This window comes from Listeria grandensis, assembly GCF_014322885.1.
In the GTDB taxonomy this organism is placed as follows: Bacteria; Bacillota; Bacilli; order Lactobacillales; family Listeriaceae; genus Listeria_A; species Listeria_A grandensis.
The window spans coordinates 155,642-168,782 of record NZ_JAASUG010000003.1 but is presented as its reverse complement, the minus strand read 5'-3'; the positions used below and the strand labels follow the sequence as shown (position 1 = coordinate 168,782).

Sequence of the window (13,141 nt, the reverse complement as noted above, 5' to 3'; positions counted from 1 at the left end):
GCATGGAAAATGAGTTTGAAGCACCGAAAAAGCAAGTGAATGGATGGAAATGGAGTACTATTATTGTGAGTATCGTTTCAGTTATTACGATATCATTTATGGGTTTTGCACTTTTTAATCAAAATCAAGCGGGAATGAATGGTCAAGGAAATATGCCAACGAATGGACAGTCGCAAATGGGTGGCTCTGATGAAACATATGGAACGCCGCCAAGTGGTGCTCCTGGACAACAACAAGGAGGAGGTTCGTCCGGTTCATCTGGTGATACAGATGCGGATACTGGTGCTTCTCTAAGTCCAGGCTCTGATTCAACGGACGGGACATCATCGAATTCTCTATAAATAGCAAAAAGCCACTTTCGATTTTCCAGCGAAAGTGGCTTTTATTAACAGTTGCAGGAATCTCCGGAGCACTGGCCAGCATTATCATCTTTGTTATTTAGCATTGTTAGTGGATTTTCTTCTTTCCAAACTTTTTCAAGTACTTCTGTGAAACTCGTGGCTGGCTGTGCGCCGGAAACGCCGTATTTCTCGTTGATTACAAAGAAGGGGACGCCTTGGATCCCTAGGGAAGCGCCGGTTTGTTCATCATCTCGAACGTCGGCTGAAAAGGTGTCGCTTGCCAGCATATCTACAACCTCGGATCTGTCCAGACCAATCGATGCCGCAATGTCTGCCAACGTCTCATGATCGCCTAAATGCTTGGACTCTGTGAAATAAGCGTGAAGCAAGGTCTCTTTTAGGTCTTCTGCTTTTCCTTTTGTTTTGGCGAATTGAAGCAAGCGATGTGCATCAAACGTGTTGGTTGGAATCATGGTATCAAAGTGATAATCGAGGCCCACCGTTTTTGCCTGCGCGCTTACTTGATCGTTCATACTCTTCGCTTTCTCGATTGTCATTCCGTATTTCTCCGCTAAAATCTCGTCTATCGTCTGATTATATGTCACCGGCGCGTTTGGATCGAGCTCGAAGCTACGATATTCTACTTCTATATCTTTTCCAAATTCCTTTAAACCAGCCTCAAAATTACGTTTTCCAATATAACAAAACGGACAGGCAAAGTCCGACCAAATTTCTACTTTCATACGTGTTTCCTCCTAAAAAAGATTTACTCATCTTCCATTAGTATAGCGTGATGTCATATAGAATACAATTAAGTTGCTTACTATTTGTTAGTGGCAAGCAAACGAGTTGAGAAGTGCATTGGAAATGAGGTATCTTTGTAGTGTAGAGGAGTGGAGCGAGATGGAAGTTTTTCAAGTGAAGGATAAGTTACCAACTAGTGAGGAGCCGATTGTCTTAGTTATTGGTAAATTTGATGGTGTTCATAAAGGGCATCAGTACCTTTTGAAGCGCGCGAAATCATTTTGTGGTGGGGGAGAGAAGTTGGCCATTGTTAGCTTTACGCCGCATCCGCTATGGGCTCTCAAAAAAGATCCAGCATACCAGCGAGCAATTACTCCAGATGAAGAGAAGTTTCACTGGCTAAACTACCATGGTGTGGATAAGGTATATAATGTGGAGTTCACACAAAAATATGCCGAGACTTCTGCGGAAACATTTATTAGAGAACATTTGCGTGGCCTCAATTTGCGCCATATCGTTGTGGGTGAAAGTTTTAATTTTGGTAAGGGGCGAGATTCGGATGTGGATTTATTGATAAATCTATGTGGCGAGCGCGCAGTTCCGGTGACGGAGGTTCCCTTTGTGAAGGATAACGCGCGTCATAAAGTGAGCTCAACAGATATCCGTGCGGCTTTGCATGCGGGGAATTTCCTTGAGGCGGAACGTTTACTGGGGCGTCCTTATTTTATAGAGGGGAATGTGAAATCAGTCGACGGTTCGTATGTGCTCACAGGGATCGATGATTTTGTCGTGCCAAAAATGGGGACGTATTATGCGTTTATCGATGGTAAGCGGGAGCAAATACGTGTTTTAGAAAATGGTGAAATTAGCGTACCAAAAGTAACGCAGCATATGCGGTTACAATTCGACACTATCCAATGAGATGGTGTTTTTTTAATGGGTTGATTTTCCAACAGAATGGTGCTATACTGATTTAGTAAGTTTACTAATTTACTAAACTACTAAAGGAGAGATACCATGAAAATTCCAACAAATTTAAAACACAAACCAGTCATTGTCGCTGAAAACTACGAAGATGTGGATGGCAAACTTGCTTATAATTCAGATGCAAAAGGTTTGTCGCTTGGCTTGGCGCAATGGAATGACCGTGGCAAAGTCGATATTTCAGCAAAAGTATGGCGACACACCGGTGGAAAATGGTCTCGCCAATCGGAAGAATTACCGTTACATCGTGTGCTGGATTTGGCTATTTTAATCGGTCGGTCGAAGCTTTATTTTAAAGATGCCTATAAATATGAGGGCTTATATAATAAGGAAAACCCGCAGATTGATCGGATCGGCTTACAAGGAGACGCGATGACTGTAGAGGTTTGTGAAGATAATCCAATGATTGATGAGGATATTGCGTTATTCCAGCAAGTGCTTGCCGACAGTGACGAACTTGTGAGTGAGCGTTTACGAACATTGAGCAGAATTTTGAAAGAAGCAGGATATTAAGGAGGTTTTTGAACATGGCATCAGAGAAAGAGACGCGTAAGGAAATGATTAATGCGTATAAGCAAATGAAGCATCGCGCGGGTGTGTATCGGTTTATTAATAAGGAGACAGGCACGTATGTGATGGCTGCCAGTATGGATTTAAAGGGGATTCAGAACAAATATGAATTTGCGAAAAAGATGAATATGCCAGGTGCATTACCGCGATTGATCGAGGATGAGGTTGCGAAATATGGTATGGACGCGATCGTACTTGAGGAGTTAGAGCTTGTTGATATGAAGGATGAGATGAACAATCAAGATATCAAGGAAGAATTAGATGTGTTGCTCGAGCTTTGGCAAGAAAAACTGAGCGACTGAGCAGACTAGAGAAGTCAGGATAGACATGAATCAATGGAAAATTGGTTTTTGTTCTCTCTTGGCTTTTTTGTTTAGGTTTGGGGGCAATTCTGCTATACTTAATCAAAAGTGGTGAAAGACCCTGTTAGAGAGGTTGGTGAAGGGATGAGGAAATATTACACGCATCAAATCGGGATGGCGCTGATGCTGACTTTTGGCGTAATAACCGGTCTTGGTGCAGCAAGGCGCGTGTTGTATGTAACATTGCTTGATCAGGAGCGTTCTAGTTTGTATTGGATTATTGAGCTTGCGTTAGCGATTATTATGATTATTACGGCGATTTTATCTTATTCAGGTCGACGATTGAGAGGGACAGAAGTTGTTGTTAGCCTGTTGTTCGTCACTTATTTCACGTATTTTGTGATTCGTGCGGTGATCGGGATGGAAGAAATGGTGAATACCCAAAATGCGAATATTTTTTCGATGTTAGCGGGCTTGGCGATGTTCTCAGCGTTTATCTTGTTTTATACAACGGAACCAGGAGCGGTGACCGCCAAAGCAGAAAATAGAATGGTAACGCTCAGCGGCTTTGTATTTGTTTTGTTAGGGTCTGTACTTGGTTTTATACTTGCCATTTTTCGCTATCAAGCGTACGCGGACACGAAGGGCTGGGAAGATGCTAATTTTCAAAAAGCGGTTTTCTATCCGGCGATGATTTCAGTGGGGGAATACGCATTTGTCGCATTATCATTTGTTTTCTGCGCCTTTTTACTATTCCAGAAATGGCAACCGTTAATGGCTTATATCGGCATGGGAATCGCAATGCGAGAATTATTATTTGGTTGGCTACAGATGCGGGCATTACAGGGGGATAACACGGAACTCACGATGTTGAGCATTTTGCCATTATTTGTTGGTATAACAGGACTTATCGGCTTCCTTCTATTTATAGGAGGAGCGAAACGAGGCGAACAGGAGGAACAGATTTGAAACGAAATAAATGGGTTATTGTGATGACATGGATTTCTGTGTTGGCGCTATTTCTTTGCGTCGCGGGGCTGATTGCAGTTGCGCAAGGGCAAACGAAGACGGGGTCCACGACGACAGAAAAAACGACACCAAAACAAGAAACGAAGAAATCAGATCGCTTTCAGGTGACTGGTTTAGGTGATTCCTTGACGGCGGGTGTTGGTGATACGGACGGGAAAGGATATGTGCGTCGTGTTGTCGATACAATGGAGAAGGACGGCACGCGTGTGACACTGTCCAACCTTGCCATCAGCGGCGCGCGTAGCAATCAGTTACTCAGCCAGCTCGGTCAAAAAGAAATCGCGCAACAGGTAGCGAATGCGGATGTCATCTTTATGACAATTGGTGGGAATGACTTATTCCGCGGTGGCGCAGCGCTGGAAGATTTGAACACGGCGGAGATTCAGAAAAACGAAACGACCTATTTAAAAAATCTAGAGCAAACGTATAAACGCATTCGTGAGCTAAATAAAGATGCGGTCGTTTATCATCTCGGTTTGTATAATCCTTTTGTGGATGTCAAAAAACGGGTAGAGTTGGCTGGTATTGCGGCAAAATGGAATATGGATACGCAGAATTTGGCGAGTAAGTTTTCACGAGTGGTGTATGTTCCGACCTATGATTACTTTATTTTGAATGGGAAAAAATATTTATCGAGCGATCACTTCCATCCAAACGGTGCTGGATATCAGTTGTTTGCAGACCGGGTATCAAGTGTTATGACAACGGACGGAGAGGGGGAAGCGAAATGACAACAGCTTTATTAGTTCAAGATTTAAACAAAAAAATTGGCAAGCGGCAAATTATTAAAGACTTGAGTTTTGAAGTGAATGAAGGGGAAGTGTTTGGCTTTCTAGGTCCGAACGGCGCGGGGAAAACAACGACGATTCGAATGCTGGTGGGGCTGATAAAACCAACTTCTGGAACGGTTTTAATTGGTGGCAAAGATATTCAGAAAGATTTTACGGAAGCGATGAAAAGCCTTGGATGTATCGTTGAAAACCCAGAGTTTTATCCATTTTTGACAGGGTGGGAAAATTTAGCTTATTTTGCACGGATGGATCGGTCGATTAAGCCTGAACGTTTGCACGAGGTAGCAGAGCTTGTTGGAATGTCGGCGCGCGTACATGACCGGGTGTCGACTTACTCGCTTGGGATGCGTCAGCGTTTAGGCATTGCGCAGGCCTTGTTGCCGAATCCGAAGCTACTTATTTTAGATGAGCCGACAAATGGGCTAGATCCATCTGGAATTCGAGAAATGCGTGATTTTATTCGGTTTTTGGCGAAGAAGCAAGGCATTAGCGTGCTTGTTTCGTCCCATTTATTGAGCGAGATTCAATTGTTGTGTGACCGGGTGGCGATTATGACGAATGGCGAGATTATTGCGACGGATGATGTGGATAAACTGCTTTCTGACCGGGAAAAAACGCGATGGCGCTTTGAACCAATGGCAAAAGGTGCGGCGATTTTAGCGGAGATGACCGCGGTAACAGAGCAAGATGGTGCTTTTTATACGTCGTTTGATGCGGATAAATTACCGGTTTGGAATAGTCGGGTTGTTCGCGCGGGTGTTCAAGTGCTTGAGATGCAGAAGATTACCCCATCTTTAGAGGATTTATTTATCGAGTTGACAGGAGGACAAGGCATTGATTAACTTAGTTTATAACGAGCAGCTGAAGCTTTATCGGAAACGTCGACTCCTGATTATTTTATTTTTAGTGGCAATTATTGTGGGAATTTTTACGTATGCGCAGTTTCGGCAACATCAGGAAGATGAGAAAAAATCGGGTACGACGGATTGGCATGTGCAAGTACAGCAACAGATTGTGGACATTGAGAACCGGTTAAGTTCCAATCGGATTCCGGATGAGTATAAGAAATATATGCGTGTGACGCTGGGGCAGTTGCAATATTATTTGGACGAGGATGTGAATCCAAATGCGCCAGGAGCCCCAACTTTCTTGAAATCATTTGTGGAAAATGGGATCGGCTTACTGTTTCCGTTGTTTGTGATGGTGATCGCGGCGGACTTGATTTCTTCGGAGTCGGGAAGTGGGACGATCAAATTCCTGTTGACAAGGCCGGTGAAACGATGGCGAATTTTGACGAGTAAATTTATTTCGATGATGCTGTCTGTATCGATTATTTTGCTAGCATCGGCGGTGATAGCATATGCGATTTCAGGCGTCGTGTTCGGGTATAGTGGTTGGACCGCGCCGATTTTGACCGGATTTGATGTGAGCGGTGATGCGGTTGGAACGGCGGGTGTCTATTCACTGCCAATGTGGCAATATTTATTGATGGAGTTTGGTTTGGCTTGGTTGGTCGCGATCGTGATCGGTGTGCTGACATTGATGTGTTCCGTGTTGGTGAGAAGTACGGCCGCGGTGATGGGCATCATGCTCTCCGCGCTGATTACGGGCTCGATTTTGAGCAATCTCGTGTCATCTTGGCCAAGCGCGAAATATTTGTTTATGGTTAACTTACAATTAACGAATTATCTAAATGGAACAAGTCCACCTGTTGATGGTATGACGCTCGGTTTTTCTGTGGTAACCTTGCTGGTTTGGACGCTCGCAGGATTGATTACTTCTTATTGGGTATTCATGAAACGCGATGTATATTAAGTTAGAATGTGATGTAAATCGATGTCATACAAACGCTTTTGTTCGATTTATGTGAAAAGGAATTTTCGTTCTACTCAGGAAAATGGGTAGGGCGATTTTTCTATACTTGGCGTTTTAATTTGCTCACTTACTTTTTATAAGCATTTTTCTTTTCTTTTTTATAGTTTAGTGTTAAACTGTTTTTAGAGATTAGGAGAAGGGGTGTGAGGGTATGCTAAATGGTATTCACCATGTGTCGGCTTTTACAAAGTCGGCGGCTATGAATCGGCATTTTTATACGGAAATTCTGGGTTTACGTTTAGTGAAAAATACGGTGAACCAGAATAATACGCGGATGCGCCATTTGTTTTACGGGGACTACCAAGGAAATCCGGGGACGTTGCTTACTTTCTTTGAGATCAAAAGGTTAGGTCGTGCGAGACGGGAAGGGGCTTTTTATGGGACGACTTATTTGGCCGTTCCGAAGGGCTCGCTTGATTTCTGGGAAATGCGGTTGGCGCCGCATGTGATGGAGCTTCGTAGGACGAATGCTGGGCTTTATTTTCAAGATGCAGATAGCTTTCAAATTCAGTTGGTGGAAACGGATGCGGTGATTGAGCCTGAGAATGCGACGCGGCATACGGATATTCCAGCAGATAGGCAGGTAATTCGAATTCTTGGCATGGATTGGCATGTTGGGGATACGAAGCGGTTAGCCGACTTTGCAGAGCAGTTTTTGGAGCTTACGCCTGATCCTTTTACAGCATTTATTCGGAGTGAGTCGGAAGCGTTATCGCGGATGGGTCGTGGGAGCTTGGATCATGTGGCTTTGCGGGTTACGAGTCAAGAGGAAGTCGCGAAATGGCATGCCAAAGCGGTGGCTGCAGGTCTGAAAATAGAGGAGTTCGTGGATCGGGCTTATTTTACTAGTCTCTATTTCCGGGAACCAAACGGGCTCATGATTGAAATTGCGAGCGATACACCGGGTTTTACGATTGATGAACCCGTAGAACAATTAGGTGAAATATTGGCTTTACCGCCATTTTTGGAAGATAAACGAACAGAAATCGAATCGAATTTAAAGGAGAATGAGAAATGAAAGAGTTAAAAGGAATCCACCATGTGACGGCGATGACGAGTAGCGCGGAGAAGAATTATGCATTTTACACGGAGACTTTAGGGATGCGTCTTGTGAAAAAAACGGTTAATCAGGATGATATTCAGACGTACCATTTGTTTTTTGCGGATGATGCGGGTTCTGCGGGAACGGATATGACATTTTTTGATTTTCCTAATTTGCCGAAAGGGCGCAAAGGGACGGATAGTATTTCGAAAACATCGTTTCGTGTGCCGAGTGATGCAGCGCTTGATTATTGGGTGAAACGTTTTGATTCGCTTGGTGTTGAGCATGATGCCATCCGTGAGAGTTTTGGTAAGAAAGTGTTGGCGTTCCGGGATTTTGATGAGCAATCGTTGGAGTTGATTTCGGATGAGAACAATGAGGGCGTTGCACCAGGAATCCCTTGGAAAAACGGTCCAGTGCCTGCAGAATTCGCGATTTATGGACTTGGTCCGGTGTATTTGACGGTACAAAATAAAGAGAACATGGGCTTGATATTGACGGTTATTCTCGGTTTTCGGGAGGTTGCTGTTGCGGGCGCTGAGCATTTGTATGAGGTCGGTGAAGGTGGAAATGGCGCGCAAGTGATTGTGGAAGAACGGACGGATATCTTGCCTGCAATGCAAGGCTATGGTAATGTGCATCATGTTGCGTTCCGCGTGGAGGATCATGACGAATTAGAGAAATGGATTGCGCGTGCGAATGAGTTTCAAGCGCCGAATTCGGGTTATGTGGATCGCTTCTATTTTGAATCGCTGTACATGCCGGTTTCTCAGCAAATCTTGTTTGAGTTCGCGACGGATGGCCCTGGTTTTGCGCAGGATGAGCCGTACGAAACGATGGGTGAGAAATTGTCTTTACCACCATTTTTGGAAGCGAAACGGGCAGCCATTGAGGCCGAGGTTCGCCCACTAAACACGAAAAGGAGCTGATTTTAGGATGGAACATCTGTTTATACCTGGAAAAAATACAACGCTTGATCCGCTTGTTTTGCTACATGGGACGGGAGGCGATGAGCGGTCGATGTTACAGTTAGCGGAGATTATTGCGCCGGATGCGTCTATTTTATCATTTCGTGGCGATGTCTCGGAGCAAGGCGCCAATCGTTTTTTTGCAAGATATGCGGACGGTTCGTTTGATTTGGCGAGCTTGAAGGAGAAAACGGGGCAATTAGTGCTAGAAATTAAGAATTTGGCTACAGAATATGATTTTAACGCGGAAAATGTCGTGGCGGTTGGTTATTCGAACGGTGCAAATATTGCAGCCAACGCGATCTTGACGGATGCTTCTAGTTTTCAAAAAGCGATTTTATTTCATGCGATGCCGTCTGGGGAAGCGATGCCTGATTTTTCGCTTGCTGGAACTCGTGTATTTTTGACGGCGGGTGTGAATGATCCATTGATAAGTGCGAAGGGATCGCAAGCATTGATCGACGCATTGAAAAATCGTTCGGCGGATGTGGCGGAGCTATGGACGGAAAATGGGCATAATTTAACGCTTGCGGAAGTAGAAGCTGCGCGTGATTGGTATGTGGCACAGCATGATTAGGCTAGATGCAAGGAAAATTGGGGCTCAGAATAACTATAAGTTTTTGAGTGGGGCAATTATTCCGCGTCCAATCGCTTTTGTGACGACGCTATCAGCAAATGGAATTTTGAATGCGGCGCCGTTTAGCTTTTTCAATGTGGTTTCGAGTGATCCGCCGATTGTGTCGATCGCTGTGCAGCGAGACAAAGGACAAATGAAGGATACGGCGCGAAATATTATCGCCACCAACGAGTTAGTTATCCATATTGTCGATGAGGCGCTAACAGAGGAGATGAATAAAACAGCAGCAAGATTGGAGCCGGATCAGAATGAGCTGACACTTACGAATTTGACGACGGTGGCGAGTGAAGTGGTTTCGGTGCCAGGGATCCAGCAGGCAAAAATTCGATTTGAGGCGAAGTTAGCTCAGCATATCCCAATCCAAAATGAGGCGGGAGAAACCGTAACGGATTTAATTTTAGCGAAGGTATTATGTTATCATGTTGATGCAACAGTTTTCGATGAGGAAAAACAATATATTCTGACGGATGCACTGAAGCCAGTTGCTCGCTTAGCGGGAAATAATTACGCGAAACTGGGAGAAAACTTCATGATGGAACGTCCTCGGTGAAATTTGTAGAAACTTAGCACGCCAAGTAATGTCTCACACAGGAGGCATTGCTTGGCGCGCTAAATTTTTTTATGGATAGCTCTTTTTCTGCTATACTGGAAAAAAGGGATTTTAGTTGGGGGTAAATAAACGATGATTCAGATACGAGAAGCTTGTGAATATGATGCAAAACGGTTTGCGAAAATGCAATTGCAGATAGATAGTGAGACGGATTATATGCTGTATGGCGCGGGAGAACGAGAAATCACGTCCAAAGATGCTCGCAAACGGATCGAATATTTTGCTGATTTGCCGTACTCGCTTATTTTAGTGGCGGAGGATACGGAGACGGAAGCCTTGATGGGTTTTTTAATTGCGGATGGAAACCCGCCGAATCGGATGCAGCATAGTGTTTATATTGCTGTGGGTGTGCTAAAGGAATACTGGGGACGGGGCGTGGCGACGCGCTTATTTACGCATATGGAAACGTGGGCGAAGGCGCGTGGTGTCGTACACAGACTGGAACTTGGTGTGCTTTGTGAAAACACGAAAGCGCTTAGGCTTTATCAAAATCTAGGATATGAAATCGAAGGGACACATCGTGATTCGTTCATGATAGGTGCCGATTATTATGATACCTATTGGATGTCTAAATTAATTTGAATTTTGCAGTAAGGACTTGCCAATCGCTTTTTACCATGTTACAATGTGACTAATTATAATGATCGGAGGGTTGTCCAGATGTGGTATGTTAGACTTAGAATTCCAAATTCGCTAAACGTAATTAAATAGTGCGAGAAATGAGGATAGGTCAGCCTCGGAAGGTACATGAGTGGTGTGCCATAATTCGAGCGTATGAGCTAAACTCATGAGGGATTGGTCTGCCTTTCACAAAAGGAAACCCATTTTTGGTATCTTACTAAAAAATCAAATATTTTCGCGGATCTTGTTTTTTTAACAGGATACGTGTCGATATTAAGGGGAAGCAGATGAATTGTCTGCTTCTTTTTGGTGTGCTTGAAACTGCATATGTGGGCCAGTGACCGCACCTTTACCCTCGCACGTGTGACAATAAAATGAACACTGGAGGAATGAAAAATGACTAGAACGGCTATATTAGTAGGTATTACAATGAACCAAGAGAACTTTGAATATTCCATGGAGGAACTTGCGAATTTGGCAGAGGCTAATGCCATTGATCCTGTTGGTAGGATCACGCAAAAGCTCGATCGGAAGAATAAAGCGACATATGTAGGCAAAGGTAAAGTAGATGAAATCAAGAGTTTAGCGGATTATGAAGACGTGGATCTTGTTATTTTCAATGATGAACTTGCACCGTCGCAGATTAGAAATTTAGAAGAGTTGCTAGAATTGGAAGTCATGGACCGGACACGACTTATTTTGGATATTTTTGCGGAGCGGGCAAAAACGAGAGAGGCGCAGTTACAAGTCCAAGTGGCACGTTTGAAATATGAATTGCCGCGCATCGTGGGCCAAGGGGAAGGGATGGATCAGCAAAGCGGAAAAGGTGGCCTGAAAAACCGAGGGGCTGGGGAAACGAAGCTCGAAATGGATCGCCGTCGGATTAAGAAGCAGATTAATCAGCTAAATAAGGAGCTCGACGGACTTGTAGCGGAACGACAAGTGCAGCGTCGCCAGCGCCAAAAAAACGAGATTCCTGTGGTTTCGCTTGTCGGTTATACGAATGCTGGGAAGTCGACGATTATGAATGCGATGGTAGCGGAGCATAGTCAATCGGCGCATAAACAGGTTTTTGAGAAAGACATGTTGTTTGCGACGCTAGAAACGAGTGTCCGTGAAATCATTTTGCCAGATAAAAAGCAGTTTTTGCTGACGGATACGGTAGGTTTTGTGAGTAAATTGCCGCATAACTTGGTCAAGGCTTTCCGCTCCACACTTGAAGAAGCGGCGGAGGCGGATGTGCTCATCCATGTCGTGGACGTGTCGCATGAACATTTTGAGGCGATGATGGCGACTACGGAAGAAACACTTGCGGAGTTAGATATTATTGATCGACCGATGATTTTTGCTTATAATAAAGCAGACTTGGCGAACAATGTTATGTTCCCACGACGCGAGGGAGATAGCCTTTATTTATCTGCGAAAGAGAGCACGGGTCTTGAACTACTGGTTGATATGATAAAAGAACAGGTGTTTAATGACTACAAAACAGTGACGCTAGTCGTTCCATTTGATCGTGGGGATGTCGTTTCTTATTTGAATGAGCATGCAGACGTTTTAGAAACGACCTACGAAAATGAAGGAACGGTGTTGCAAGTGAACGCTCAGCAGTCAGACCGAATGAAGTTCGCCGAATTTATCCAATCGGAGGCTCAAAAAGAAGGATAATTACGTGTTACTTTGTTATAATGAAGAAAAAGATGTGAAGGGTAACAAGTCTATGAAAAATAATTTTTTAAAAGTTACTGGATTTGCCGCGCTAGCCTTTACGGGCTATGCGTATTGGTCGACCAAACAACTCAGCGAAACGGAATACACCATTGCTTCTGCTAAAATTGCGCCAGAACTAGATGGTTTTCGTGTTTTGCAATTATCTGATGTGCACGGCTGTACGTTTGGGCGTTACAACCATCGCTTGATTAAGAAAATTTGGCAGTTGGATCCAGATATTATTGTCGTCACGGGCGATTTACTGGACGGCGATGAAGGTATTAATACGGTGATTACGCTGATGCGAAAGTTGGCTCGGCGCTACCCAATCTATTACGTGACAGGAAATCATGAGGCGCATAGTGCGAATTTAGAAGATTTACTGCCAGCGCTAGCAAAGAGTGGGATTGTCTATTTGAATAATCAGCATGTGTACATCGAGCGTGATGGTAAAACCTTTGCATTAGCAGGGATTGATGATCCAAGTTTGCAAATTCAAAAACCGCATGATTTGACGTTGGAGGAAGAGGTAGCACGTGAAGAAGAAATCGTTGTAGCCGAAATAAAAGAAGCAACAGCTGGGATTCCAGATTCTATTTTCACGTTTTTATTATCGCATCGTCCAGAGAAATGGGCGATTTATCAACAAGCCGCGATTGATTTAGTGTGTTGTGGTCACGCACATGGCGGTCAAATACGCTTACCAGGGACACAAGGGCTTTATGCGCCACAGCAAGGTTTACTACCGAAATGGACCGCAGGCATTCACCGAGCAAACGGTAAGGCAATGATAATTAGCCGAGGTGTTGGTAATGCTACGATTGTACCAAGGGTTTTCAATGAACCGGAACTGCCAGTCATCACATTGCGGCACAAATAACAGGAACGGGCTTGAGACTACGACATAGAAGTTGGGT

The 13,141-nt window shown here is 44.2% G+C and carries 16 protein-coding genes; 15 read left to right on the top strand and 1 reads right to left on the bottom strand.

From position 1 onward, the window contains the following. Positions 1–2 precede the first annotated feature (2 nt). Complete coding sequence (locus HCJ54_RS05790) at positions 3–341, top strand: hypothetical protein (RefSeq protein WP_187136954.1); 339 nt, start codon at positions 3–5, stop codon at positions 339–341. 44 nt (positions 342–385) lie between these two features. Here HCJ54_RS05790 and HCJ54_RS05785 read toward each other — a convergent pair whose 3' ends face one another. After that, a complete protein-coding gene (locus tag HCJ54_RS05785; protein ID WP_187136953.1) occupies positions 386–1,084 on the bottom strand; it encodes a DsbA family oxidoreductase in 699 nt (232 codons plus the stop codon). Positions 1,085–1,244: 160 nt separating this feature from the next. On the opposite strand from HCJ54_RS05785, the gene HCJ54_RS05780 reads away from it, so the two are divergent. From HCJ54_RS05780 to HCJ54_RS05715, 14 genes are all read left to right on the top strand, one after another. Then, a complete protein-coding gene (locus tag HCJ54_RS05780) occupies positions 1,245–2,006 on the top strand; it encodes an FAD synthetase family protein (protein ID WP_187136952.1) in 762 nt (253 codons plus the stop codon). 96 nt (positions 2,007–2,102) lie between these two features. After that, a complete protein-coding gene (locus tag HCJ54_RS05775) occupies positions 2,103–2,582 on the top strand; it encodes a DUF6530 family protein (protein ID WP_185411299.1) in 480 nt (159 codons plus the stop codon). Between the two features lie 14 nt (positions 2,583–2,596). Next, entirely contained in the window at positions 2,597–2,941 is a 345-nt protein-coding gene (locus tag HCJ54_RS05770) for a GIY-YIG nuclease family protein (protein WP_185411301.1), read from the top strand. Between the two features lie 144 nt (positions 2,942–3,085). Continuing rightward, positions 3,086–3,910: a hypothetical protein gene (locus tag HCJ54_RS05765; protein WP_187136951.1), complete on the top strand. Its 825-nt coding sequence runs from the start codon at positions 3,086–3,088 to the stop codon at positions 3,908–3,910. Next, positions 3,907–4,701, top strand: a complete 795-nt coding sequence (locus HCJ54_RS05760) for an SGNH/GDSL hydrolase family protein (RefSeq protein ID WP_187136950.1) — start codon at positions 3,907–3,909, stop codon at positions 4,699–4,701. The genes HCJ54_RS05765 and HCJ54_RS05760 overlap by 4 nt, the downstream gene beginning before the upstream one ends. Further along, entirely contained in the window at positions 4,698–5,603 is a 906-nt protein-coding gene (locus HCJ54_RS05755; RefSeq protein ID WP_036065909.1) for an ABC transporter ATP-binding protein, read from the top strand. The genes HCJ54_RS05760 and HCJ54_RS05755 overlap by 4 nt, the downstream gene beginning before the upstream one ends. Beyond that, entirely contained in the window at positions 5,596–6,576 is a 981-nt protein-coding gene (locus HCJ54_RS05750; protein ID WP_036065910.1) for an ABC transporter permease, read from the top strand. The genes HCJ54_RS05755 and HCJ54_RS05750 overlap by 8 nt, the downstream gene beginning before the upstream one ends. Positions 6,577–6,787: 211 nt before the next feature. Then, on the top strand, positions 6,788–7,654 hold the full coding sequence (locus HCJ54_RS05745; protein ID WP_187136949.1) for a VOC family protein: 867 nt from the start codon (positions 6,788–6,790) through the stop codon (positions 7,652–7,654). Beyond that, entirely contained in the window at positions 7,651–8,607 is a 957-nt protein-coding gene (locus HCJ54_RS05740) for a ring-cleaving dioxygenase (protein ID WP_185411312.1), read from the top strand. Before HCJ54_RS05745 ends, HCJ54_RS05740 begins: the two co-directional genes overlap by 4 nt. Positions 8,608–8,614: 7 nt before the next feature. Next, positions 8,615–9,223, top strand: coding sequence for an alpha/beta hydrolase (locus tag HCJ54_RS05735; RefSeq protein ID WP_187136948.1), 609 nt, complete (start codon positions 8,615–8,617; stop codon positions 9,221–9,223). Next, positions 9,216–9,833 carry a flavin reductase family protein gene (locus HCJ54_RS05730; protein ID WP_187136947.1) on the top strand — a complete coding sequence of 206 codons (618 nt, stop codon included), beginning with the start codon at positions 9,216–9,218 and terminating at the stop codon, positions 9,831–9,833. Before HCJ54_RS05735 ends, HCJ54_RS05730 begins: the two co-directional genes overlap by 8 nt. A 132-nt stretch (positions 9,834–9,965) precedes the next feature. Next, positions 9,966–10,475, top strand: a complete 510-nt coding sequence (locus HCJ54_RS05725) for a GNAT family N-acetyltransferase (RefSeq protein WP_185411317.1) — start codon at positions 9,966–9,968, stop codon at positions 10,473–10,475. Positions 10,476–10,910: 435 nt separating this feature from the next. Beyond that, positions 10,911–12,182 (top strand): GTPase HflX, encoded by a 1,272-nt coding sequence (hflX, locus tag HCJ54_RS05720; protein WP_187136946.1) that lies wholly within the window; start codon positions 10,911–10,913, stop codon positions 12,180–12,182. Positions 12,183–12,234: 52 nt separating this feature from the next. Beyond that, positions 12,235–13,104 carry a metallophosphoesterase gene (locus tag HCJ54_RS05715; protein WP_187136945.1) on the top strand — a complete coding sequence of 290 codons (870 nt, stop codon included), beginning with the start codon at positions 12,235–12,237 and terminating at the stop codon, positions 13,102–13,104. Positions 13,105–13,141 lie beyond the last annotated feature (37 nt).

Excerpts from the sequence above, each read along its gene's own strand:
- HCJ54_RS05790 (WP_187136954.1), top strand. The coding sequence starts at position 3 with ATGGAAAATGAGTTTGAAGCACCGAAAAAGCAAGTGAATGGATGGAAA.
- HCJ54_RS05785 (WP_187136953.1), bottom strand. The coding sequence starts at position 1,084 with ATGAAAGTAGAAATTTGGTCGGACTTTGCCTGTCCGTTTTGTTATATT.
- HCJ54_RS05780 (WP_187136952.1), top strand. The coding sequence starts at position 1,245 with ATGGAAGTTTTTCAAGTGAAGGATAAGTTACCAACTAGTGAGGAGCCG.
- HCJ54_RS05775 (WP_185411299.1), top strand. The coding sequence starts at position 2,103 with ATGAAAATTCCAACAAATTTAAAACACAAACCAGTCATTGTCGCTGAA.
- HCJ54_RS05770 (WP_185411301.1), top strand. The coding sequence starts at position 2,597 with ATGGCATCAGAGAAAGAGACGCGTAAGGAAATGATTAATGCGTATAAG.
- HCJ54_RS05765 (WP_187136951.1), top strand. The coding sequence starts at position 3,086 with ATGAGGAAATATTACACGCATCAAATCGGGATGGCGCTGATGCTGACT.
- HCJ54_RS05755 (WP_036065909.1), top strand. The coding sequence starts at position 4,698 with ATGACAACAGCTTTATTAGTTCAAGATTTAAACAAAAAAATTGGCAAG.
- HCJ54_RS05745 (WP_187136949.1), top strand. The coding sequence starts at position 6,788 with ATGCTAAATGGTATTCACCATGTGTCGGCTTTTACAAAGTCGGCGGCT.
- HCJ54_RS05740 (WP_185411312.1), top strand. The coding sequence starts at position 7,651 with ATGAAAGAGTTAAAAGGAATCCACCATGTGACGGCGATGACGAGTAGC.
- HCJ54_RS05735 (WP_187136948.1), top strand. The coding sequence starts at position 8,615 with ATGGAACATCTGTTTATACCTGGAAAAAATACAACGCTTGATCCGCTT.
- HCJ54_RS05730 (WP_187136947.1), top strand. The coding sequence starts at position 9,216 with ATGATTAGGCTAGATGCAAGGAAAATTGGGGCTCAGAATAACTATAAG.
- HCJ54_RS05725 (WP_185411317.1), top strand. The coding sequence starts at position 9,966 with ATGATTCAGATACGAGAAGCTTGTGAATATGATGCAAAACGGTTTGCG.
- hflX (WP_187136946.1), top strand. The coding sequence starts at position 10,911 with ATGACTAGAACGGCTATATTAGTAGGTATTACAATGAACCAAGAGAAC.
- HCJ54_RS05715 (WP_187136945.1), top strand. The coding sequence starts at position 12,235 with ATGAAAAATAATTTTTTAAAAGTTACTGGATTTGCCGCGCTAGCCTTT.